At 43.2% G+C, this 23,518-nt stretch carries 26 protein-coding genes and 1 riboswitch; of the genes, 4 read left to right on the forward strand and 22 right to left on the reverse strand.

From position 1 onward, the window contains the following. Positions 1 to 2 precede the first annotated feature (2 nt). Positions 3 to 1,493, reverse strand: a complete 1,491-nt coding sequence (locus AAHT65_RS18835; RefSeq protein WP_094232297.1) for a RecQ family ATP-dependent DNA helicase — start codon at positions 1,491 to 1,493, stop codon at positions 3 to 5. Beyond that, complete coding sequence (locus AAHT65_RS18840) at positions 1,486 to 2,544, reverse strand: helix-turn-helix domain-containing protein (protein WP_343310670.1); 1,059 nt, start codon at positions 2,542 to 2,544, stop codon at positions 1,486 to 1,488. Before AAHT65_RS18840 ends, AAHT65_RS18835 begins: the two co-directional genes overlap by 8 nt. 267 nt (positions 2,545 to 2,811) lie before the next feature. On the opposite strand from AAHT65_RS18840, the gene AAHT65_RS18845 reads away from it, so the two are divergent. Then, a complete protein-coding gene (locus AAHT65_RS18845) occupies positions 2,812 to 3,060 on the forward strand; it encodes a ferredoxin (RefSeq protein WP_004429710.1) in 249 nt (82 codons plus the stop codon). 71 nt (positions 3,061 to 3,131) lie between these two features. Here the strand turns inward: AAHT65_RS18845 and AAHT65_RS18850 are convergent, their stop codons facing one another. After that, positions 3,132 to 3,710 carry an ECF transporter S component gene (locus tag AAHT65_RS18850; protein WP_004429709.1) on the reverse strand — a complete coding sequence of 193 codons (579 nt, stop codon included), beginning with the start codon at positions 3,708 to 3,710 and terminating at the stop codon, positions 3,132 to 3,134. 152 nt (positions 3,711 to 3,862) lie between these two features. Continuing rightward, a riboswitch (FMN riboswitch) is annotated at positions 3,863 to 3,998 on the reverse strand. A 222-nt stretch (positions 3,999 to 4,220) separates the two neighbouring features. Between AAHT65_RS18850 and serA the strand changes: the two genes are divergently transcribed. Then, positions 4,221 to 5,798 carry a phosphoglycerate dehydrogenase gene (serA, locus tag AAHT65_RS18855; RefSeq protein WP_094232298.1) on the forward strand — a complete coding sequence of 526 codons (1,578 nt, stop codon included), beginning with the start codon at positions 4,221 to 4,223 and terminating at the stop codon, positions 5,796 to 5,798. A gap of 49 nt (positions 5,799 to 5,847) precedes the next feature. On the opposite strand, the gene aroD is transcribed toward serA, so the two are convergent. The 15 genes from aroD to AAHT65_RS18930 form a co-directional block, all read right to left on the reverse strand. Continuing rightward, complete coding sequence (gene aroD, locus AAHT65_RS18860) at positions 5,848 to 6,603, reverse strand: type I 3-dehydroquinate dehydratase (protein WP_010789086.1); 756 nt, start codon at positions 6,601 to 6,603, stop codon at positions 5,848 to 5,850. 138 nt (positions 6,604 to 6,741) lie between these two features. Next, the gene (locus AAHT65_RS18865) at positions 6,742 to 7,842 is read right to left on the reverse strand and encodes a sigma-X negative effector (protein WP_088117489.1); all 1,101 of its coding nucleotides are present in this window, start codon (positions 7,840 to 7,842) and stop codon (positions 6,742 to 6,744) included. Beyond that, positions 7,778 to 8,362, reverse strand: a complete 585-nt coding sequence (gene sigX, locus AAHT65_RS18870; RefSeq protein WP_004429700.1) for an RNA polymerase sigma factor SigX — start codon at positions 8,360 to 8,362, stop codon at positions 7,778 to 7,780. The genes AAHT65_RS18865 and sigX overlap by 65 nt, the downstream gene beginning before the upstream one ends. Positions 8,363 to 8,545: 183 nt before the next feature. Further along, complete coding sequence (locus AAHT65_RS18875) at positions 8,546 to 10,333, reverse strand: ATP-binding protein (protein WP_004429699.1); 1,788 nt, start codon at positions 10,331 to 10,333, stop codon at positions 8,546 to 8,548. Beyond that, the gene (gene resD / locus AAHT65_RS18880) at positions 10,330 to 11,052 is read right to left on the reverse strand and encodes a DNA-binding response regulator ResD (RefSeq protein WP_004429698.1); all 723 of its coding nucleotides are present in this window, start codon (positions 11,050 to 11,052) and stop codon (positions 10,330 to 10,332) included. The genes AAHT65_RS18875 and resD overlap by 4 nt, the downstream gene beginning before the upstream one ends. An 82-nt stretch (positions 11,053 to 11,134) precedes the next feature. Beyond that, complete coding sequence (gene ccsB, locus AAHT65_RS18885) at positions 11,135 to 12,310, reverse strand: c-type cytochrome biogenesis protein CcsB (protein ID WP_094232301.1); 1,176 nt, start codon at positions 12,308 to 12,310, stop codon at positions 11,135 to 11,137. A 21-nt stretch (positions 12,311 to 12,331) separates the two neighbouring features. After that, a complete protein-coding gene (gene resB, locus AAHT65_RS18890; RefSeq protein ID WP_258729431.1) occupies positions 12,332 to 13,960 on the reverse strand; it encodes a cytochrome c biogenesis protein ResB in 1,629 nt (542 codons plus the stop codon). Continuing rightward, positions 13,957 to 14,496 carry a thiol-disulfide oxidoreductase ResA gene (resA, locus tag AAHT65_RS18895; RefSeq protein WP_010789090.1) on the reverse strand — a complete coding sequence of 180 codons (540 nt, stop codon included), beginning with the start codon at positions 14,494 to 14,496 and terminating at the stop codon, positions 13,957 to 13,959. Before resA ends, resB begins: the two co-directional genes overlap by 4 nt. A gap of 89 nt (positions 14,497 to 14,585) precedes the next feature. Continuing rightward, positions 14,586 to 15,320 (reverse strand): 23S rRNA pseudouridine(2605) synthase RluB, encoded by a 735-nt coding sequence (rluB, locus tag AAHT65_RS18900; RefSeq protein ID WP_004429689.1) that lies wholly within the window; start codon positions 15,318 to 15,320, stop codon positions 14,586 to 14,588. Between the two features lie 92 nt (positions 15,321 to 15,412). Beyond that, positions 15,413 to 15,949, reverse strand: a complete 537-nt coding sequence (spmB, locus tag AAHT65_RS18905; RefSeq protein WP_004429687.1) for a spore maturation protein SpmB — start codon at positions 15,947 to 15,949, stop codon at positions 15,413 to 15,415. Positions 15,950 to 15,953: 4 nt separating this feature from the next. Beyond that, positions 15,954 to 16,544, reverse strand: coding sequence for a spore maturation protein SpmA (gene spmA / locus AAHT65_RS18910; protein WP_088117491.1), 591 nt, complete (start codon positions 16,542 to 16,544; stop codon positions 15,954 to 15,956). Beyond that, positions 16,532 to 17,683, reverse strand: coding sequence for a D-alanyl-D-alanine carboxypeptidase family protein (locus AAHT65_RS18915; protein WP_343310671.1), 1,152 nt, complete (start codon positions 17,681 to 17,683; stop codon positions 16,532 to 16,534). The genes spmA and AAHT65_RS18915 overlap by 13 nt, the downstream gene beginning before the upstream one ends. Positions 17,684 to 17,807: 124 nt before the next feature. Further along, entirely contained in the window at positions 17,808 to 18,347 is a 540-nt protein-coding gene (locus AAHT65_RS18920) for a YpuI family protein (protein ID WP_063638488.1), read from the reverse strand. A gap of 49 nt (positions 18,348 to 18,396) precedes the next feature. Beyond that, positions 18,397 to 18,990: an SMC-Scp complex subunit ScpB gene (gene scpB, locus AAHT65_RS18925; protein WP_061572939.1), complete on the reverse strand. Its 594-nt coding sequence runs from the start codon at positions 18,988 to 18,990 to the stop codon at positions 18,397 to 18,399. Beyond that, positions 18,980 to 19,735 carry a segregation/condensation protein A gene (locus tag AAHT65_RS18930; protein WP_004429676.1) on the reverse strand — a complete coding sequence of 252 codons (756 nt, stop codon included), beginning with the start codon at positions 19,733 to 19,735 and terminating at the stop codon, positions 18,980 to 18,982. Before AAHT65_RS18930 ends, scpB begins: the two co-directional genes overlap by 11 nt. Before the next feature lie 207 nt (positions 19,736 to 19,942). Here AAHT65_RS18930 and AAHT65_RS18935 point away from each other — a divergent pair, with 207 nt between their 5' ends. Continuing rightward, the gene (locus tag AAHT65_RS18935; protein ID WP_088117493.1) at positions 19,943 to 20,038 is read left to right on the forward strand and encodes a YjcZ family sporulation protein; all 96 of its coding nucleotides are present in this window, start codon (positions 19,943 to 19,945) and stop codon (positions 20,036 to 20,038) included. A gap of 91 nt (positions 20,039 to 20,129) precedes the next feature. Next, positions 20,130 to 20,654, forward strand: a complete 525-nt coding sequence (locus AAHT65_RS18940; RefSeq protein ID WP_088117494.1) for a DUF309 domain-containing protein — start codon at positions 20,130 to 20,132, stop codon at positions 20,652 to 20,654. Between the two features lie 15 nt (positions 20,655 to 20,669). Here AAHT65_RS18940 and ribT read toward each other — a convergent pair whose 3' ends face one another. From ribT to ribE, 4 genes are all read right to left on the reverse strand, one after another. Continuing rightward, positions 20,670 to 21,044, reverse strand: coding sequence for a GNAT family N-acetyltransferase RibT (gene ribT / locus AAHT65_RS18945; protein WP_004429673.1), 375 nt, complete (start codon positions 21,042 to 21,044; stop codon positions 20,670 to 20,672). 115 nt (positions 21,045 to 21,159) lie between these two features. Beyond that, positions 21,160 to 21,624, reverse strand: a complete 465-nt coding sequence (ribH, locus tag AAHT65_RS18950) for a 6,7-dimethyl-8-ribityllumazine synthase (protein ID WP_004429671.1) — start codon at positions 21,622 to 21,624, stop codon at positions 21,160 to 21,162. 30 nt (positions 21,625 to 21,654) lie between these two features. Next, positions 21,655 to 22,851: a bifunctional 3,4-dihydroxy-2-butanone-4-phosphate synthase/GTP cyclohydrolase II gene (locus AAHT65_RS18955; RefSeq protein ID WP_088117495.1), complete on the reverse strand. Its 1,197-nt coding sequence runs from the start codon at positions 22,849 to 22,851 to the stop codon at positions 21,655 to 21,657. 14 nt (positions 22,852 to 22,865) lie between these two features. Continuing rightward, complete coding sequence (gene ribE / locus AAHT65_RS18960; RefSeq protein ID WP_343310672.1) at positions 22,866 to 23,513, reverse strand: riboflavin synthase; 648 nt, start codon at positions 23,511 to 23,513, stop codon at positions 22,866 to 22,868. Positions 23,514 to 23,518 lie beyond the last annotated feature (5 nt).

A 23,518-nucleotide genomic window follows, 5' to 3' on the forward strand; every position in this document is an offset into this window, starting at 1 on the left:
TTTCAGCACAGCTCACCTTCAGACTGCAGGCCGAATATTCGATTCAATTCTGATCGCCAGTTGTCAAACTGTTCCATTTTGTTACCTTCTCCTTTTTGTTCATAGGCGGTAAGATCGATACCGCAGCGGCTGCAGCATTGATTTTGCGTATGCTCAGGCTTGTAAGCTTCGGAAAAATAAGAAAGCAGCGACTCCCTTAAACAGCTCTTTTGTTCCAGCAGTGCAGAAAGATGATACATTTTATCCAGCTTCAATTCCATGCGGTGCGACAATTCCTGAGTCATAAGCTCTATAGACGTCTTTCCGCTTAAAAAAAGGTGGATGATGGTACGGGCTTGAGTCTCTGAAACGCCATGGCTGATTAGGAGTTCCCTCAGCTTTTTTTCATCCCGCTCTTCAGTTGCTGTCAAAATGCTTAAGATCGAACTGATTTCATGATCAGCCAAATATTCCATCTGGATGATTTGCTGCTGCAGCTCAATATCTCCCGGCGCTCTTAATAAAATGCTGATGCTCGGCTTCCCGTCCCGCCCTGCTCTGCCGATCTCCTGCATAAAGGCTTCAGCAGTCTGAGGCTGGTGAAAATGAATAACAAATCTGATATCCGCTTTATCTACGCCCATCCCAAAAGCGTTCGTACTGCAAATCACGTCCAGCTGATGATTGATAAATTGCTGCTGTATTAAAATTCTGTCGCCGGACTCCATTCCGCCGTGGTAAAAATCCGCTCTGCTGTTGGTTTTCGCTTTGATTTCAGCCGATAATTCTTCAGCCCACTTCCTTGTCGGACAATATACAATACCAGGACCCTGAAGCTGTTCGACGAGCTGGATCGTCCTGTGTATTTTTTCGGCAGTATCCGCCGCATTTTCAACCTTTAAAGCAATATTGGGGCGATTCACTGAATAGAGATGGCGGTCAGCATGCTGCAGGTCAAGCAAATTCATGACATCTAGCAAAGTATTCTTTGTGGCCGTAGCCGTTAGCGCAAGTACCGGCGGATGGCCAAGTGTCTTCCTGAGCTGTCCGAGCTTCGAATAATCCGGTCTGAAATCATGGCCCCATTCGGATATACAGTGGGCTTCATCAATAACGAAAAGACTGATCGGCACTCTTTTCAGCCTGTCTAAAACGTAATCTGACTGAAGAGTCTCAGGGGATAAATATAAAAATTTATAACGTCCAATGTTCTCCAAAATAGCATTTCTCTCATTCCGGCTCAGCATGCTGTTGAGAGCGGCTGCCCGTTTTTCTCCCAGCGCTTTCAGCTGCTGTACCTGGTCTTCCATTAAAGAAAGCAAAGGTGAAATGATAAGAACCATTCCGTCCAGCAAATACCCCGGCAGTTGATAGCAGAGCGATTTCCCTCCGCCAGTCGGCAGCATAGCAATCGTATCTTTTCCATTCAGCACACTTTGGATGATTTCCTCTTGCCCTTTTTTAAAGGTATGAAAACCAAAATTTTGATATAAGGCTTGTTGTAATTTATTCATATTGACTCACCGTTTTTGCCAGTGCCAGTCTAATTTGAAAGTAGCTAAACTGCTGATGCAACCCTTCCCAAATTCGTTTCATTTTATTGGTCTGCATATTCTTTGCAAACTCAACGATTCGCTGCTGTTCCTCTTTAGAAATATACTGTTCAATAAAAAATGAGGGCTGATGCAAAGAAATTTCCACGATATGATCTTCAATTGTCGCTGTTTTCAGGTTTCTTATATCCGCTATCCGTTCAATCGGAAAACCTTTTTGAACCAGATGCAGCGTTTTTCTTGCCGACTGTGTAAGGGCGCTCTCAAGCACCGTATCAGAAAGAAGATCCGCTAAAACAGAATGTTCACAATGCGGGATGGATTGAATAAAATAATGTACAGCACCCCAAAACAGAATATAAACATACCGCTCATCCTCACGAAGTGAATCGGCAAGCTGCCTGTTTGTATAACCTATTCTTTCATATGAAGTTAATGAGTACACAAAGATAAGCGCCTGTTTTTCACTGAGTTTGTTCAAATGATCTGTTATCATGCCCCACACGCTGGCACTAAGGGCGTTATGGTCGGGATGGCGGCGCAAATAGCGTTTCACCCATTGCAAAATTTGAGTGTCTTTTGTAATGGGTGTATATCGCTGGCAATGATGCTGCTTATTTGATAACACCTGAACAAGAAGGGAGAACCTTTTCCAAAATATTTTTGCAGCCTGCTGGTGATAAGCCCCGTGGCAATGAGCGGGCCAAGGTCTGGCAAAAAGCGCCCGCTTCAATTCTTGTGTTCCCTCCGCTGTCACCCTGTATGTATCTCTTTCATTCATCGCTTTCACGAATGCGAGCTGTTTAAGCTTTTTCAGTGATGCTGTGATGTCACTCCTTGAACAGTCCGGAACCATTCCAAAATATTTTGCGATCTGAAATAATCCGGCATCTTGTATCGTTTGAGACGATCTTTTTCCTTTTAACAAATGAAAAACAGCGCTTTGAGACCGTTCTGCATCTATTTTTTCCAGACAGTCAAGTACCATAATATCGAAGTAATTTAATGACAACTGCCTCACCCACATTCTTTCTGACAAAAATCGATGTTTTCTTCTTTTTATTTTAACAGATTTTAAAGATAAATCGATGTTTAAAGTCGACATTCAAGGGGAGGTTATGTAGATAACCCCTTATGTGATAAGCATTCTCATTCATTTTTCTGTTGAAATGTAGCATCAACATCATTACAATAGGTAAAGGGAATAGGTGTTATATTAAAAAAATATAAAAGATTAATCCATTTGTTCCAATAAGAACAATCTGGGAGGTTTATTTTTATGGCAAAGTACACAATTGTAGACAAAGATACGTGCATTGCATGCGGAGCTTGCGGTGCTGCTGCACCAGACATTTATGATTATGATGATGAGGGCATTGCATTCGTCACGCTTGATGAAAATAAAGGTGTTGTCGAAGTTCCGGATGTGCTTGAAGAAGATATGATCGATGCATTTGAAGGATGCCCGACTGATTCCATCAAAGTTGCGGATGAGCCGTTCGAAGGCGACCCGCTTAAGTTCGAATAGAAAAAGCTCCCTGTCATTGGGAGCTTTTTTAATATGTTGCGCCAGGTCTTTTAACAGACCTGGCGCATTTTTTATGAATCAATGGTTTGAAGGTTTCTTTGCTGTTCAATCCAAGGTTTAAGCTTCGTAAAGATTAAAGTGAAGACGATCGTGATAATGATCCCTTTTACAATATTAAACGGCAATATTCCCGCGACAACCGCTGTTTTCAAAGCGCTGTCTGATAATGCCGGCGAATGTAAAAACCATGTGTAAGCAGGTAGAATGAGAACATAATTCAAAATACTCATTAAGGCCGTCATGGCTGCAGTTCCCGCAAGCAGGCTCACAGCCAGTCCCTTTGCCGAATTTAACCTTTTAAATAAGAAAGCAGTCGGCAGAATAAACAGCGTTCCTGCAATAAAGTTTGCAACCTGCCCCACAGGTACGCCGGCCATGCTTCCCTGAATCATATATTGAAGAACATTTTTTATCCCTTCAACGGCAATGCCCGCTGCCGGTCCGTATAGAAGAATGGCGATAATGGCAGGAACATCACTGAAATCAATTTTTAAATAATCAGGAAGACCCGGAAACGGGAAATTTAACAGCATTAATACAAACGCGATGCTGCTAAGCATACTGATAACCACTAATTTTTTCACTTTCATTTTGAGCTCTCTCCTTTTCGATCATATCTCTCGAAAAGTGGAAAGGTTCGTTCTGTCCAGCCCAATAAAAAAACCGCTTTATGATAAGCGGGGTTTAGATTTGGACTCGGCAAAGAAACGTTTGAAAATCTTATTTCAAAACGCTGCTGAACCTCCATCTTCTCCCATCCAGACTATACTGTCGGCTTCGGAATCACACCGAATCCTGCTGTAAAAACAGCTCGCGGGCTTAGAGCACTTAGACTCATCACCGCCGGTAGGGAATTACACCCTGCCCCGAAGATTGATCATATGAATTTATTCACATTATAAATGATATAAATCGTAATGTATAGATAAGAGCTTAAAATCTTTATTTTTAAATAAATATTTATACTCCTCAATGTGATAAACAGCGCATTTATAAGCTTTACTTTCGCCCTTTACTGCGGCAATACACGTTGACACTCTATTAAGAATATGATAAATTATCAGATATTTATGTTAGTAAATTTAGGAGGAAATCTTACGATGTTTCGAGTATTGGTCTCAGACAAAATGAGCAACGACGGCTTACAGCCGCTAATTGAATCAGACTTTATTGAAATTGTTCAGAAAAACGTGACAGAAGCAGAAGATGAATTACATACTTTTGATGCTCTTTTGGTGCGCAGCGCGACAAAAGTAACGGAAGACCTTTTTAAAAAAATGACTTCCTTAAAAATTGTCGGCAGAGCCGGTGTCGGTGTCGACAACATTGACATTGATGAGGCCACAAAGCATGGGGTGATCGTCATTAATGCTCCGAACGGAAATACCATTTCCACAGCAGAGCATACATTTGCGATGATCTCTTCTTTAATGAGACACATTCCTCAGGCCAATATTTCTGTGAAATCCAGAGAGTGGAACCGCACAGCTTATGTCGGTTCTGAGCTTTACGGAAAAACACTTGGAATCGTAGGATTGGGCCGAATCGGAAGCGAAATTGCACAGCGTGCGAGAGCCTTCGGTATGACCGTGCATGTTTTTGATCCCTTCCTAACAGAAGACAGAGCAAAGAAAATCGGTGTAAACAGCCGTACATTTGAAGAAGTTCTCGAAAGCGCGGATATTATCACAGTTCATACGCCTTTAACGAAAGAAACAAAGGGCTTACTGAACAAAGAAACCATTGCGAAAACGAAAAAGGGTGTTCGCCTGATTAACTGTGCAAGAGGCGGCATTATTGATGAAGCTGCGCTTTTAGAAGCTTTGGAAAACGGCCATGTCGCAGGTGCGGCACTTGATGTATTCGAGGTTGAACCGCCTGTTGAATCAAAGCTTCCTGATCATCCTTTAGTAATTGCCACTCCTCACTTGGGTGCATCAACAAAAGAAGCCCAGCTGAATGTTGCAGCTCAGGTATCTGAAGAGGTATTGCAGTTTGCAAAAGGCCTTCCTGTTATGTCAGCGATCAACCTGCCGGCGATGACAAAGGATGAGTTCAAAAAAATTCAGCCTTACCACCAAATCGCAGATAAAATCGGAAGTCTCGTTTCACAATGTATGAAGGAACCTGTAAAAGATGTGGCGATTCAATACGAAGGAACCATTTCTAAACTTGAAACATCGTTTATCACTAAAAGTTTGCTGTCAGGCTTTTTAAAACCGCGCGTTGATTCAACCGTCAACGAGGTAAATGCCGGCGGAGTTGCTAAGGAACGCGGAATCAGCTTCAGCGAGAAAATTTCATCTAATGAGTCTGGTTACGATAACTGCATCAGTGTTAAAGTTACGGGAGACCGCAGCACATTTACGGTAACAGCTACGTATATCCCTCATTTCGGAGAGCGTATTGTTGAATTAAACGGATTTAATATTGACTTCTACCCAACCGGACATCTGGTATACATCCAGCATCAAGATACAACCGGTGTTATCGGCCGCGTTGGACGTATTCTCGGCGACAATGATATCAATATCGCCACAATGCAGGTTGGCCGTAAAGAAAAAGGCGGAGAAGCTATTATGATGCTCTCCTTTGACAGACATTTAGAAGAAAAGGTTGTTACTGAACTATCAGACGTTGCTGACATTGTTTCTGTCAAACTGATTGATCTTCCTTAATCAATACACAAAAAACTCAAGCCATTGAAGGCTTGAGTTTTTTTGATCATTACGCGTTTTTATGTAAAATGTCTAAAACACTTCTCAATTCTTGGACTGGGATCTGTCCTGGTGCAGACGCTTCTTCTCCTGCGCCAAATGTGCAGGCTGAACCAAAAACTTCTCCTGCAAGACGGCTGACAAGTCCTGTTGCTGCCATTGACATTGTAATGATTGGACGATCTGCATATTTTGTTTTCATGGTGAGCGTGGCATCGAGCAGAGTCAATACATCTTCAGCGCTATTCGGCATTACCGCGATTTTAGGGATATGAGCTCCGTACTCTTGCATTTGGCGCAAACGTGAAATGATTTCTTCTTTTGCTGGTGTTTTGCGAAAATCATGATTAGACATCACGACATACACACCATTTTCTTCCGCACACGCAACTAGTGCTTTTGCTTGTCCTGAAAACAGTTCAACGTCCGCCAGATCAATTTTTTTTGTCCTAATAGCCGTTTCCAGCAGTTGCGCATAGTAACGATCTTCAACTTGTAAGCTGCCGCCCTCTTTATGGCTTCGGAATGTAAAAAGAAAAAGGGTGTCTGCCAACGTCTTTCTCAGCTTTGAAATCATGTCTTTTACCGCTTCTAAATCTTCAGCCTTTTGGTAAACATCCACTCGCCATTCCACAATGTCCGGCTTTAAGGCTTTTATAGCTTCTGATTCTTGAAGAATTTGTTTTTCTGTCGTCCCCATTAAAGGAATAATAATCTTAGGAATCCCTTCTCCTATTGAAACATTTTTGATAGTTAATGTATTCATAGACTTTCAACCCTTTCTTCAATCGTCTTATTATTATATAACACTTACAAGGCGAAAGCGGCAGTCCCTTTTCAAAAACCGGCGGCTGTCCGCATAAAAAAGAACTCTTCCCTTACTGCCCGAAAAGAGTTCTTTGTCTTAATTTATATGAATCGGGTTTGGAGCAGACGGAACCGATACGGGTTCTGTTACATCATACTTCCCAACCTGATGTGTTTTCGTATTTTTAAAGGTCACTTTGGTAAAACCAAAATCTTTCGCTGTCAAAAGCAATCCTTCAAGCATTAAAATACTGCTTATCGAATTCTCAACAACCGACTTTTCTGAGAAATATATCAATAAGGAATCGTTTTTTTCTGTTACAGATTTGACCGTTCCGCTTTTAATAATAGGTCTCGTATCTGAATTGCTGCTGTTTTCCATTCCCTTTATTGCGTCACTTATATTATGATAGGTTTTTTCAGAAGGGACGAGGAAATAATGCCCTTCTTCATCCTGATAGGCATAGTAACCCCTTTGGGTCTGTTTGTGAACGGGAAGTTCCGTTAAAGTGCCGTAGGATCCTATGTCTGCACCTGAATCGCCTTGGTCTGTCGTGAATTTGATGCGGTCATAGGGGCTCCATTTCATTGTTTCGTTCAGCATTTTTTCCAATAACTTTGCCTCTTTAGAAGAATCGACCGTGATTTGTTGTTTGACCTGTATCAACAGCTCCTTCTGATTTTCCGTGACTTTCACGTCATCAATAAATGATGGGACAGATATGCCGGTATCAAATAAATCTGAGTGGTCGTAGGCAAACAGCATGTCCTGAATGTTTTCGCCTGAGTTTGTTTTTTCGATGCTTACGGGTATGATCGTGGACGTTTTTGCATTGGCAAATGCTACGGTTATGTACTTGTTTTGATCTTTGTCAGAAACGACAAACGTTTTTTGAATGCGGGCTGCTTCTGATTTTTGGCTGTCTGCCAGCTTCATTTCAGCGGCAGCACTGTCATCAGCCGTTTCTTTGTTCTCAAACTGTGATTTGGGAAATAAATGAGGAGAAATAATGAAAGCAATATATACAACAATCGCTGTTGCAACTGCGGGACCAATCCAGCTTACAGGCAGTTTTTTCTTATGCTTTGCCTTCAGCAGACACGCGTAAATGTCGTTTGCCGAGCGTTGGTCTTTAACTATGGGAAGTTGATTTAACAACTCCTTTATCCGTTCTTCGTTCCAATCTGACTTCATCATCCATTAGCTCCTCCCTCAAAAGCTCCATATGTTTCCGAAGTACTTTGAGCGCCCTGTGCTGGGTCGTTTTCACTTTACTTTCCGAGAAGCGCAGAGCTTTGGCTGTTTCCTGAATAGAATATCCTTGAATAAATCTTAAGATAATAACAGCTCTTTGATCTATCGTGCATTGATCCAGCGCGGCATAGATTTCCCGGACATTTTCATGCTGAACGGCGAGTTCATCCGGAAGCAAATGCTGATCTCTGACATCCTGTGTATCCCAATCAAATGTCCCCATTATCCGCTGTCTGATCGTCTGCTGCTTTCGGAACCAATCAATTGCGACATGGCGGGCTATTGACAGCAGCCATGTTTTTTTACTGCTTCTTCCTTCAAATGTATGATATGAATTCAGCACACGGATATAAACCTCTTGAAGAAGGTCCTCTGCTTGGCTTTTGTCTTTTACCATATAAAATAAGAATTGGTACAAATCTTGATGATATGTATCATACAATATCTGAAAGGTTTCTTCCATGGGAAACCCCTCCGTTCACTTTTTTGTCGTAAGAATAGGTAGAAAAGTTACATTACAACTATATTACGAGAAACTGGAATTTGGAAGGGAATTTATATTAACTTATTCTTAAATTTTGTAAGCGTAAAAGGAAAAAAACACCCGCATAAACAGCGGGTGTTTCGTATGGAACAAGATTCTTCGTCAAATTTGGACTTCATCCAACGGTTTTGTCGGAATGTAAAACGTAAATGTCGTTCCTTTATCAATACGGCTGTGCACTGTGATAGAGCCATTGTGTGCTTCTACGATATTTTTCACAATCGCAAGTCCGAGCCCTGTGCCCGCCCGGCCCCTTGTACGTGCTTTATCCGCTTTGTAGAAACGCTCGAAGATAAACGGCAAATCTTCTTCCGGTATTCCTGAACCAGAGTCCTTCACGTCAATTTTCAATCCGTCTTTGACAGATTGGACCGCAATATGGACGGTTCCGCCCGATTGAGTATGACGCAGCGCATTGTCAATTAAATTTGTAAATACCTGCTCCATTTTGTCCTCATCAAATGCAAACTCTGTTTCATTAAGAGAAATGTCGTCCGTTAAAGAGATGTTTTTCTCTTTTGCAACTCCGGAAAATTTTCTGAAGATCTTTTCTAAAAATTCATCGAGATTTACTTTTACGTAATGTAATGCGGTATGGCCGGATTCCATTCTCGCTAAATCCAACAAATCATTGACAAGACGGCCCATTCGTAATGACTCGTCGTAAATGATCTGCGCAATTTCTTTTCGGTCGTCCTCTGAGCTTGCGATATCGTCAACGATGGCTTCACTATAGCCTTGAAGCATAGAGATCGGCGTTCTGAGCTCATGGCTCACATTGGCGATAAAATCTTCCCGCAATTTATCAAGCCGGCGCTCTTCCGTCATGTCACGCAGCACGGCAACGGCGCCCCGCACATGAGACTGCGCGTAAAGCGGCGACATTAAAAGCACCCACGACCGCCCTTGCAGCGTCATTTCGATCATTTGTTCTTTTTCTGTATTGACCGTGTTTTGGAAAAGTTCTTTCGCCTCCGGCGGAAGGTGATCGTCTGCCTGTACATTCATGTTCTGCTCATAATACCACGCTTGCAGAAAACGCTCCGCCGGCGGGTTTGTGACCAGAATTGTTCCGTCTATATTAATTGTAATGACCCCGTCGGCCATACTGCTCAATATGTTGGAAAGCTGTTCTTTTTCCTGATTCAGCGCGTTAATATGGAAGTTGAGCTGTCTCCCCATTTGATTAAAGGCAGTCGCAAGTTCACCGATTTCGTCATGCGTCAGAATCGGAATCTTTGTGTCGAACTTTCCTTTCGCCAGATCCTGAGCACCTTCCCTCATTTTTCGAAGCGGATAGGTTACCCGGCTTGACAGAAAGAAGGCGAAAAATGTTGTCAGCACGATCGCAATGCCTGCAGCCAGAAAAATATAGCGGGTCGTGTGTTTTGTTGTATCCTTCACGGCTAAAAGAGACTGCGATAAAAATACCATCCCTTTTTTTCCGTCTTTTTCATAAGGGACTCCGACGACGAGCCGCTCATTATTCGTATTGGTGTCGTTGACTCCGGTGCGTTTACTCACTTTTTGGTAGTTCGACAGCGCCTTATCTAACTCTGGGTCACGCTTAATTTGTTCCAGCGTAATCGAGGATAATTGATTTTTGTCATTAGGCGAATACCAGTGTTTCTTCTCATCCTGCACAATCGCAATGCTTGTTAAGTTATCTGCCAGCTCCCATGTGATGGATCTAGCCAGTGCTTGATCCTCATGGTTTTCTAAAATAACCGCTACTTTGTTGGCGAGCTGGGTTAAGTCATTTTCCGCTTCTTCTACGTGATAATTTTCGATAAATTCCAGCAGCAGGACCGTTAAAATAAATAAAACGATCAGAACAAGCGAAAGGATTGTGAACCATAGCTTGCCTACTACGCTTTTCCAAAATTTCATTCAGCGCCTACCTCAAATTTATAGCCGACGCCCCAAACTGTAACGATTTTCTTTGCCGCGCCCGGTGATACTTTGTTTAGCTTTTCCCGCAGCCGTTTGACATGTGTATCGACCGTTCTGAGGTCTCCGAAAAATTCGTACTGCCATACTTCTTTCAGAAGCTTTTCCCTGTCATAGACTTTGTCCGGCGTTTTCGCCAAGAAGTAAAGAAGCTCATACTCTTTTGGGGTTAAGCTCACTTCAGTTCCATCGGCGGTCACGCGGTGTGCGTCATGGTCAATGGACAGATGCGAGAACACGAGCACATCCTTCGTTGTCGTATTGGCATTGAAGTAAGATGTTTGTGATGCTCTGCGCAGCAGCGCTTTTACACGCAGCACGACTTCCCTTGGGCTGAAAGGCTTGACGATATAGTCATCTGTTCCCGCTTCAAAGCCCTGCACGCGGTTTGCTTCTTCTCCTTTTGCCGTCAGCATAATGATCGGTGTAGCCTTTTTTTCCCGAATTTGGCGGCAGACTTCGATTCCGTCTGTGCCTGGCATCATTAAATCGAGTAAGATCAGATCGTAATCGGTTTCAAGCCCCTTGACGATTGCTTCGTCTCCATTTTCCGCTTCCTCAATTTCATATTCTTCCCGTTCAAGATACATTTTTAAAAGGCGGCGAATTCTGGCTTCGTCATCTACTACTAATATTTTTGTTTCTTTAGATTGATCCATCGTTTTCCCCCTGCTTTCCTTCTGTTACTTTCATTTTATCAAAACCTGTGAAAGATTGAGAACTGAATAGGTTTTTAGGAACTTATGCGTAGGAGTGCAGTCCGGCAAGCACAAGATTCACGAAAATTAAGTTGAACATAATGATGGCAAATCCGATGACGGCAAGCCATGCTGATTTCTCGCCATGCCATCCTCTTGAAAGCCTTAAATGCAAATAAGCGGCGTAGAACAAAAACGTAATCAGCGCCCATACTTCCTTCGGGTCCCAGCCCCAGAATCTTGTCCAAGCGAGCTGAGCCCAAATCATCGCAAAGATCAGCGCCCCAAGTGTAAATACGGGGAATCCGATGGAAACAGCTCTGTAGCCGACTTCATCCACCAGATCAAGATTCGCACTTTTCACCAGCGGCTGTAAAAACGCACTGATCCTTTTTCTGATGATCAGACGCAACGCGCCATATAGGAGAAGCCCGGCGCCAAATGACCAGATGACTGTATTTACTTTTCTGCCTGAAAAGATTGCCGGAAGTTCTATGAATGGCTCCATTTTGCCGTTTGTCACCAGCTCGCCTTGATGCGGTCCGGCAAGCGCAGGCATTTCATACACCATTACGCTTTTTTCCTTGTTTTTATCCACCCAATTGAATTCCGCTTTGTAATCTGCGAAGCGGAATGCTGACGTGACAGCAATAAACGCGATGGTTGTCACCAGTATAAACATGATCATTTCCAGCCAAAAGGTTTTTTTGCCCGGCTTTGTCTGATCCACATCTTTCAGCAGAAAAATAACGCCCGCCACAAAGCTGATCGCAAGTATAGCCTGCCCAAGCGCAGCGGTTGTGACGTGGATATACAGCCAATTACTCTGCAATGAAGGAATTAATGGCGAAATATCCGTCGGAAACATGCTCGCATATGCAATGAGAAGCAAAGCGATCGGCAGCGTAAACAGCCCTAATGAAGGCAGCTTATAAATAAAATAAATAATGATAAAGGCTAGAACCAGCATCATGCCAAAGGCTGTGGTGAATTCAAACAGATTGCTGACAGGCGCGTGACCGCTCGCAGCCCACCTTGTGATGAAATATCCGAGATGGCAAAGAAAACCGACACAAGAAAGGGCAATTCCGATCGCAGCCCAACGGTTTTTACCGTCCTTCCTGTCTCTTTTCCCGCGAATAGCCCCGCCGAAAAACGCGACGGCTATTAAATATACAAGAAAGGCCGCATAAAGAAAATTTCCGCTCAGCTCCGCCATTACAACACTCCCTTTTTATAACTATTCCTGCGATTTCACTAATTCTTTTTGATCTGCCGGCTCAGCCAGCCCTGTATCAGTCAGGACATATTTCAAATCCTGCTTAAGTCCGTACCAGTTTTTGTTGGTATGCCCGGCTATAAGCACCTTACCATCCTGCGTGTGCAGCCAGATTCTCCGATGCTGCCAGTACATGCCCTGAATAACACCGATCATAAAAATAGCTCCGCCTAAAGCTAGCACCCATAGCGTCAAATCTTTTCTGACGGTAAGACCGGAGATGTTTTTCGTTTCGACATGATCAAATTTCATTTTATATTTGTTGCTGTCTGATCCTTCTATCGTCTCCTGGATCGCCACGAAGCTTTTTTCACCTTTTGGCTTGTCTGGTGTAATCATATTAAAGACAAATGCAGGATTGTTAGGGATTTTTGTTTTGGTGCTCGGCTCTCCGTCTTTATTAAAATAAAAATCCGGCAGGTAGCTTGCTACTTCAACCTTGTAACCGTTACCAAGATCATAGTCCGCATCTGGATCCAGAAGATTAATCTTAATACTTCCAAAGGATTTTTCGGTTTTTTTATCAATCAGCTGAAATACCATCTGATCGAGCTGATTCTCTTTATAGTCTAATTGATAAACCGAATAGGAATCAAAACGCAGAGGTTCATTGACAATGATGTTGTCCTCTTTTATTTTCTTCAGCTTCGGTTTTTCTCCGTAAACAATCTTGCCTTCGCGTTTGAAAAGCTCTGCCTTTGTCTGAAAGCTTTTGGCAACTTTTCCGTTTCCGACCCGGTCAATGGCTTCCGCAAAGACTTTTTTTTCATTTTTGCTATTGTAGGTTTCCACACTGAATTGATTGTTTTTCAAATAATATTTGCCGCCAGTTCCCGGGATCGTCGCTGTCTCGCCTTCACGAATCCACAGAGTTTCGTCAACGTACATTCCGGGGACAAATCTTAGCATCGCGCCGATGAGAAAGATAATCAGACCGATATGGTTGACATATGGACCCCATCTGGAAAAACGGCCTTTTTCAGCTAAAAGGCTTCCCTCTTTTTCTCTTATTCTATAACGCTTCTTTTTTAAATGAGTGATGATTTTTTCCTTTGTTTGTCCTGTCAGCTCTGTCTCTGATTGGCTGAACAGCCGCTGCCTTCTCAAAAAAACAGGATTCCGTTTGACACCTTGGTTCTTCAAAGCCTTATAAAGCGGGATTACCCGATCAAGACTGCAAATCACAAGAGAGATGCCGATGGAAGCGATCAGAAGCAAAAACCACCAAGACCCGTAAAGGTGATGAAGGCCTAACAGATAATAGATATGGCCGAATGTGCCGTATTGATCTTTATAATATGTATCAGCTTGAGCCCCTGGAGGCAAGTAGGCTTCCTGCGGAAAAATAGTGCCGAATGCAGAGGCAGCCAGTGTAATGATGATAAGCCATATCCCTACCTTGACCGAAGAAAAGAAGTTCCAAATTTTATCGATGATGGTCTTGTTATAGGTTTGGGAGCGCCTAGCACTGCCGTCATACCTCATATCAGCAAGCGCCGGCTGTTTTTCCTGAAGCGTTCTGCCGCACGATTCACATAAGACGGTTCCGATTGGATTGATATGTCCGCACTCGCATTTTACCCGCTTCATCCTGAAGACTCCCCGGGTTTAATCAGATTCATATAATCATGAATCATGCTTTCTGTCATTGTGCCGGTCACCACCTTGACAATTTTCCCCTCCGGATTAATTAAAAATGTTGTTGGGATCGGACTCACGCCATACGCATTAAGCACTTGTCTGTCACTATCCAGCACAACTGGAAAATTGACTCCGTAGGAATTCATAAAATTATGTACTGCTAATCTTGACTCGCCTACATTCACTGCAATAATTTCGACTCCCTGGTCTTTAAAGTGTTTGTATTGGTTCGCCATATAGGGAAACTCTTTTTTGCACGGTTCACACCATGTTCCCCAAAAATTCAAAAAAACACCTTTGCCTTTCAACCCATTCAGTTCAATACGGTTCCCTTCCGCATCTTTCAGCACAAAATTCGGTGCTTGGGACCCTTCAGATATACTTTCTTTGTCTGCAAATACGGCATTGTAAATCGTATATCCCAGCGCACAGATTAATATGAGAAGGATGCCGGTCCGAATGAATAAACGCCTTTTTTTCTTCATTGCACAGCCCCCTTCCCCTATTGCATACCATTCCATTATACCATTGCCAATTCTATTCACATTTGTTTTTTTTGAAGGTTATGTGAAAATTAGAAAGCGTTTTTACCGTGTTCAGCCAATGCCCTGAGTCTTTTTACCTCATGCGGCGTCAGTTCTCTCGCATCTCCGGTATGAAGTCCGCGCAGGTCTAAAAATGCGTATTCTTCCCTCTTCAGCTTCAGCACCTCATGGCCGATTGCTTCAAACATGCGGCGAACTTGTCTGTTTCTGCCTTCATGAATGGTCAGCTGAATAATGCTTGTCTGTTTTCTCTTATCTAAAGAGAGCAGCTTCGCTTTGGCGGGCGCTGTTTTGCCTTCTTCCAGCTGTACGCCCCGTTCGAGTTTTCTGACCAGCTCTTTTGACGGAATTCCTTTTACCTTCGCCACATATGTTTTATCAATTTGATATTTAGGATGCATAAGCTTGTTGGCAAAATCGCCGTCATTCGTCAAAAGCAATAATCCGCTTGTATCATAGTCAAGGCGTCCGATCGGATAAATGCGCTGCGGAATTTCTTTAAAAAAGTCAGTTACCACTTTTCGCCCTTTATCATCGTCAGCAGCAGAAATGACGCCTCTCGGCTTGTAGAGCAGAAAATATACGGGCTCTTCGCGTTCTATCTTCATCCCATTTACTTCAATTTGATCAGAACCGGTCACCTTTACACCCAGCTCTGTTATAATTTTGCCGTTCACCTTTACTTTTCCTTCTTTAATCAGCTCTTCTGCCTTTCTGCGTGACGCAACTCCGGCGTGAGCAATAACTTTTTGCAGTCTTTCCATGTCTTTCACCTCAAGTATTATCTTACTTTTTTCAACCTGAACAAACAAGCTTTTTCAAGAGCTTACTGTTTCGAAACAAAAAAGCGCCATTTTCAGGCGCTTCCAAATAATAACGTAACGATGATGATGGATGCAACTACTCCGATCAAATCAGCGAGAAGTCCTACCTTTAAAGCATCACCCATTTTTTTAATTCCAACCGCCCCAAAATAGACAGTTAAAACGTAAAGTGTCGTATCGGTCGAGCCTTGCATAACCGACGCGAGCCTGCCGATAAAGGAATCCGGTCCGTAAACGGCAATTAAATCTGTTGTCATGCCAAGCGCCGCCGTTCCTGAAATCGGCCGGATCAGAGCGAGCGGCACTACCTCAGCGGGCATGCCAAGCGCGGAGAAGACGGGTTTTAAAAGTCCCATAAAAAAATCGAGCGCGCCTGAAGCCCGAAAAACGGTAATAGCGACAAGCATCCCGACTAAATACGGAATAATGGAGAACGCAATCTCTATTCCTTCTTTTCCGCCTTCTACGAAAGATTCATATGTCGGAACGTTCTTGAAGGTTCCGTAAAGAAGTATTCCGGCAATAATAATCGGAATCATTGCCAAAGACAGCCAATTGATGATTTCCATGCGCTCATCTCCCCTTCTTTTTCCGGCGATAATAAAAATAACGGTCGATCATGATGGCGCCGATGCCTGAGATAAGAGTCGCCAAAATAGTGGGGCCGACAATATCAGTCGGCGACTTTGAAGAATAAGCCATTCGGACTGCAATCACTGTTGTCGGAATGAGCGTAATACTCGATGTATTAACGGCCAGAAACGTGATCATTGAGCGGCTTGCTTCAGAACGGTTGCCATTCAGCTTTTTCATTTGTTCCATCGCTTTTATGCCAAGCGGTGTCGCCGCATTGCCCAGACCGAAAAAGTTGGCCATGAGATTTGATAAGATGTAGCCCATTGCGGGATGATCCGGCGGAATATCTGGAAACAGCTTTGATATAAACGGCCTGCACATACGGCTGAAGATATCAAGCAGCCCGGACTGTTCAGCTATCTTCATCAAGCCGAGCCAGAAGACAAGGACGCTCATGAGCCCGAGTGAGATCGTAACGGCCTCTTTTGCCCCTTTAAAAACAGCTTCATTCACCTCTTGAAGGGTCCCGTTGCACATTGCGAACACAAGCCCGATCACAGTTAAGCCGACCCAAATTAAATTGACCATTCTGACCCGCCAGCCGCATTCGAGAAAATTGCTTTGAAGGTTTCAAAGAAGCGTTTTTTCGGTTTTTTATTCCGTTCATTTTCATAATAGATCGGCAATTTCACTATGGTTTCGTCATTAACGGTGACCGTCATTTGTCCGACAACATCAGGAATGGCTGAGCGATCCTTTTTCCATGCTTTTTTCGGCTTGAGCAGGGTTGTATTAATTTTCACTTCGTCTTTTTCAGCTTCATTGAGTAAATAAGTAACATCTCGTTTTATAAAAGCGCGGCTGCCATAAAAGGTTTCTTTGAGCTTTGGAATGTCTCCTTTTTTTGCGACAATGTAGGTTTTATAATGGTTAAATACATACTCAAACATATTCATATGATCATCCCAATCGTTAGGGTCATTAATGGTGACGGCAATTAAGTCTGTGCCGTCTTTTGATGCGGTCGAGACCAGCGTCCGTTTCGCAAGCTTCGTATAGCCTGTTTTACCGCCTGTGCTGTATTGGTAAAGTCCTGTCAGAAGCTTGTTTTTATTCTTCCATACACTTTCCATCGTTTCCGCTTTATACACTTTAGTGCCTGAAATGGTTTGATAGTCTTTCAGATTCATGGCGTATTTGGTTAAAATCGCCATGTCATAGGCTGTTGAGTAATGATTCTCATGGTCATCGAGTCCGTGAGGGTTTTGAAAACGTGTATTTTCCATGCCGATCTGCTCAGCTTTTTGGTTCATCATATACACAAATCCACCTAGGCTTCCTCCGACATGTTCGGCAATGGCCGCAGCCGCATCATTTCCTGAACGCAGCATCAGCCCATATACAAGATCTTTCAGCTTTACCTTTTGTCCTTCTTTTAAATAGATGGCTGAACCTTCCGTTCTGACCGCGTTTGCCGACACTGTCACAGTCTCTTCCATTTTTCCTGATTCTATAGCGAGAACGGCCGTCATGATCTTTGTTATGCTCGCAATTCGCCGTTTTTCGTGCTCGTCTTTAGCAAATAACACTCTGCCTGACGCACCGTCAATGACAATAGCGCTTTTTGCGCTGACATTTATTGCTGCATATGCTTTATGCTCTTTAATAAAGGTGAGTAGAAAAGCAGTGACCAGAATGATTACGGCAGCTTTTTTCAGAAAGCGCATGTTTGCTCACGTCCTTGTTGTGGTTTGTACAAGTTTATGCGCATGTCCACCAGTTATGAATACCAATTGTTTGTTAGGCCCTTTTCAACAATAAAAAAACTCTCCCTTTAAGGGAGAGTTCATCTTATCTGATTTGCGCCATGTTTGATCCTGACGTTTCATAGTGCGCCAATTCTTCCCGCATATGCAGGAAATCGGGGCTGAGAGCCGTCAATAATTCCTGCAGAGAGGCAGGCACAGCCTGATAAAATTGGATCGCGCTATTACCGGTGTAGGCTGCCCGGCTATTTTCAAACCATGTATCTTTTTTCGGCATAAAAAATTCTTCAATACACTGATGATACACTTTGTACAGCGTGTTTTCCGCTCTTTTATCCTGAAATGGCTCATGCTGAAGAAGCAGGCGGCATGCTTCAGCGCCTCCTTCACAAAATACTGACATCCTTCTCAGCGTACTGAGCACATCTCGGCAATATTCCTCCTCAAGAGGCAAATCGGCCTGCATAGATGATAAAGTGGTTTGATTTAAATAATTGTTGACGGTTGTGACAACCTTTGATAAGAATTCGCCGGTTTCCTTAGTCTGGGTTTTCACCATCGAATTTCCCATTCCGTTCGTTACCTTCCCCTCATATCTTTGTGCATCTTGTACTGCTTCTTTCATCACTGGCCTTTTCTTTACTATCGTATGATGAAAAAGCAAAAATAATCTTCTATTTTATATCCTCGAATGTTTGGTTAAAGTTTTCAAAAAACAAATCAGCTTCTTCTTGGAACACGTCTTCTTCCGCATTTTCAGGCAGCGGAGGAAGCTCGTCCAGCGTTTTCAAGCCGAATTGTTCCAAAAAAGTCGCCGTTGTGCCGTACAAAATCGCACGCCCGGGTCCATCGGCCCGTCCGACTTCACATAAAAGCGCCTTTGAGACTAGGCTGTGCAGAATCCGTTCTGATTTCACACCTCTGATATCTTCAATCTCCGCTCTCGTAATCGGCTGTTTATACGATACAATCGCCAATACCTCCAGAGAAGCTTGAGAAAGGCCTTTTGACGGTACCTCGATAAGCTTTTTTAAATACGCCGCAAACTCTTTCTTAGTAGAAAGCATATACGTATCCGCAAATTCAATTAATTCGATTCCTCTATCGTCCTTACGATATTCGCCGGCCACGTCCGCCATAATATCTTGCAGCTCTGCTTCCTCTATATCAAGCACAGTCAACAGCTGCTTTTTAGTCAGTCCTTCATCACCCGCCGCATACAGCAGGGCTTCTACTATTGCTTTCCATTTCACGATGTCAAGCTCCATGAATGGATTCACTCCCCGTAATGTAAATATCTGAAAAATTTTGCTCCTGTTCAATCAGGATCAGCTGATTTTTCATCAGCTCGAGAACTGCTAAAAAAGTAACGACTAAGTGTTCTTTTTGTTCATACGGAAAAAGCGCCATAAAATTGATTCTTGTTCCGGTTGTTTTCAAGCTTTTCATTATTTCGTTCATTCTGTCTTCTATCGGTATTTCTTGTCTTGTAATGGTCGTTTCCGTTGGCCTTGCTATTTTTTTTCGGTTTAACACTTTTTGAAAAGCGCCGAGCATATCATAAACGGTGACTGACAGCTTTTGTTCTGTTTGTTTCACTTCTTTTGCATATTCGCTCAAGTCACTCGGCGGTTTTGTAAAGGATTTTTGTCTCTCTTCTTCCCGTTCCTTTAAATCCTTCGCCGCATCTTTGTATTTTCTATACTCAATTAGCTTTTCAATCAGTTCCTCACGCGGATCTTCTTCTTCAAGTAATTCATCTTCAAACAGCTCTTCCTCTTGTTTCGGAAGCAGCATCCTGCTTTTGATGCTGAGCAGCGTTGCGGCCATGACTAAATACTCGCTGGCAATATCAAGCTCAAGCTCGCGCATCGTATGTACATATAATAAATATTGTTCAGTGATTTTTGCCACAGGTATATCGTATATGTCAATTTCAAGACGATTTATTAAATGAAGCAGCAGGTCCAAAGGCCCTTCAAACGAATCAATTTTCACTTGATATTCTAACATCATCTCACCATTTTCAGTATCACTTTCATTGCCGGAAAAACTGGCTACCCTTTAGTATAAGCCACCCAAAAGCTCTCGTCCAATACTATTTATTACGTGATTTCCAAACAATTTGTACAGAAAATACTGAAAGATAAGATAATCGCCTATACACAAGAAGGCGAATACACATAAGATACCCATGTATAAAGAAGAAAGGGAGGCTGAATGCCCATGGGAGAAAAAGGATTCAGCGGCAGCTTTGCATTAATTGTCGTCTTGTTCATTTTGCTGATTATCGTAGGAGCTGCCTGGATTTGCTAGAACACAGGACTACGAGCGTTCGAGTGAGGACGCTCCTTTTTCCTTTTATTTTTCCTATGGTACACTGAGGAGAGAGAAAGGGGGAGACGTCTTGTATCCAAAAGCATATATTGATTTCCTCATTGAATTTCACGCTACACGCGATTATTTTGAGTGCCATGAAATATTAGAAGAATACTGGAAAGAAGACCCTCCGGAAAAACGGAAGCAATATTGGGTAGGGTTTATTCAGCTTGCCGTTGCCTTGTATCATCAGCGGAGGTCTAATATGCGTGGGGCAAAGCGCCTTCTTGCAAACAGCATCCGTATTCTCCAGGCAGAAAAGCAGGCGGTGGAAGCTCTTGGGCTTGACTATACGCGCTTAATGGAGCTCATGCAGTCATTGTATGAACGGATCAACACGGGAGCTTCATACGAGAGCATCATGCTGCCGATGAAGGACAAGCACTTGGCAGAAGCTTGCCGCAAGCAGTGTCAGCACAAGTCTTACACATGGGGCCAGCCCAGCGTACTTACCGATACCTATCTTGTAAATAAGCACCGCTTGCGTGACCGGACAGATGTCATTCTTGAACGAGAACAAGAAATCGAACGCAGAAAAAAAAGCAGAGGCTAACACTGCAGCCTCTGCTTAATTATTATATGTGATGTCTTGATCTTTTTGATGTTGACAGCGTTCAAAAAAGCTCTGCGTTAATTCATTCGGAACCAGTACTTGTGTTTTAAACAAATGCTTTAATGCATCCATCATTTGTTTTCCGATTCCTTGATGGCGATGAGAAGGATTTACACTGATATGCCGGATTTCGACTTCAGAATCTTTTTTTTCGACTCCGATTGCTCCGACAATGTCCTCATCCTCTTTCCAAAGAAAGAGCTGGCGGTCAGTATCCGTTTCGTAGGCCTTAATTGTCTGCTGAAGCTGCTTAAGATCTTTTTCATTCGGCATGAATGAAAGAAGCCCCATCGCAATCTTTTCAAACGATTTCTTATAACGAATTAACATAAAAACCCCTCTATATCCAAAATATCCAGTCTTGTCTGTCAAACGGATGAATAAAGGTGATCCGCTTTCTCACATTATATCATTTTCGCCATGTTTTTAAACTCTTTTCAACAAATTATTCAAATGAGCGGTTTAAATTTGCCATTTCTATGGCAGATACGGCGCAATCAGAACCTTTATTCCCTGCTTTTGTGCCAGCGCGTTCAATCGCCTGCTCAATGGTCTCCGTAGTGACAATTCCAAAAATGACCGGCACTCCTGTTGTATTTCCTGCTTGCGCGATGCCTTTGGCGGCTTCGTTGCAAACATAATCATAATGAGTCGTAGCGCCCCGGATAACGGTTCCGAGTGTGATAATCGCATCGTATTTTTTTGTTTCCGCCATTTTTTTTGCTGCAAACGGAATTTCAAATGCACCCGGCACCCAAGCCACATCGATATCATTTGTATCTACTCCGTGTCTCAGTAAAGTGTCCTCCGCACCGCTTAACAGCTTGCTTGTGATAAAATCATTAAATCTTCCTACGACGATTCCGATTTTAAGACCTGTGCCAACTAAATTTCCTTGTATAATATTCATATGATTCCCATCCTTTTTTGTGAGTTTGTTTTAGAAATGAAGTAAATGTCCTAGTTTATCCATTTTTGTTTCCAAATATTTTTTATTATGCTCTTTTGCCTCCATTTGCAATGGCACTCTTTCAGCAATTTGCAAGCCATAGCCTTCAAGCCCGGCAATTTTCCGGGGGTTATTTGTCAGCAGTTTCATTTCACGGACCCCCAGATCGCGTAATATTTGCGCACCGATACCATAGTTGCGCAAGTCAGGCAAGAAGCCGAGCGCTTCGTTGGCTTCGACTGTATCATAGCCTTCTTCCTGAAGCTTGTACGCTTTTAATTTATTGATTAAGCCGATTCCCCGTCCTTCTTGGCGCAGGTATAGCAGAACGCCGCGCCCCGCTTCAGAAATCTGTGCAAGCGCTGCATGAAGCTGCGGACCGCAATCACATCGGTGTGAGGCAAACACGTCTCCTGTGAGACATTCAGAATGCACCCTGACCAGCACAGGCTCTTTATCAAACGGCTCTTCTCCCATGACGAGCGCCACGTGCTCTTTGCCGTCTATTTCGTTTGTATACCCGTATACTTTAAATATGCCGAAATCTGTCGGCAGACTGATTTGCACTTCCCGCTCTACGAGTGTTGTTAAGTTGTAGCGGTACTCGATCAATGCCTTGATTGTAATCATTTTCAGCTGATGCTGCTTGGCAATTTCAATCAGTTCGGGCACTCTCGCCATTGTTCCGTCTTCATTCATAATTTCGCAAATGACGCCTGCTCCTTGTGAACCGCAGGCTTTTGCTAAATCAACCGCTGCTTCTGTGTGACCCGCTCTTTTGAGCACGCCGCCCTTTTTCGCAATTAAGGGAAAAATATGACCAGGGCGCTGAAAGTCAGTCGGAACCGCTTGGCTGTCAAGGAGCGCTTTAACAGTAAGCGATCTTTCCTGCGCGCTGATTCCCGTTTTTGTAAGACGGTGGTCAATACTTACCGTAAAAGCTGTATGGTGTGAATCTGTATTGTGGTCAACCATCGGGTGTAGATCAAGCTTATTGGCGATGTCTTCTTCCAAAGGCGTGCAGATCAGCCCTCTCCCGTGGGTTGCCATGAAATTAATGACTTCCGGTGTGGCATGCTCGGCCAGCGCCACAAAATCACCTTCGTTTTCTCTGTCTTCATCATCTACTACAATAATGACTTCGCCCTTTTTTAAAGCGTCTAATGCTTCTTCTATCGGATGAAACATGTTAATCTTCCTCTCTAAAAACCATTCTCGCTTAAGAACGCTTTTGTAATGGATTGGTCATTCATTTTTTGATCAGCTTTGTGTAAAAAGCGGTACATATATTTTCCGATCATATCGCATTCGATATTCACCGTGCTGCCGATCGTCTTTGTTGAAAAAATCGTCTCGCTGATGGTATGCGGGATAATCGACACTGTCACTTGGTCTTCCGTCAACCCGAAAATTGTTAAACTGACGCCGTCAACAGTGATGGAGCCTTTTAATACAAGAGTCTTCGTTAAAGAAGGGTCCATCTTCAGATCATAATATACAGCGTTGCTTTTTTCTTCGATACGCGTGATTTCCGCCGTTCCGTCCACATGTCCGGAAACAAAATGTCCGCCGAAGCGCCCGTTTGCCGCCATTGCTCTTTCCAGATTGACTTTGCTTCCTTTAGATAAACCGTTTAAAGAGGTAGATTTTACCGTTTCCGGCATCACATCGACCGTAAATTGTGTTTTCGTAAACGCAGTGACGGTGAGACAAATGCCGTTAACCGCAATGCTGTCGCCGAGTTTTACATCATCTAATATGTGTGAACACTTAATCGTCAGAGCCATAGAAAGGCCTGCCTTTTTCATGGACTCAATTGTGCCTGTTTCTTCAATTATTCCTGTGAACATTGTCA

It is taken from the genome of Bacillus atrophaeus (assembly GCF_039519175.1).
In the GTDB taxonomy this organism is placed as follows: Bacteria; Bacillota; Bacilli; order Bacillales; family Bacillaceae; genus Bacillus; species Bacillus atrophaeus.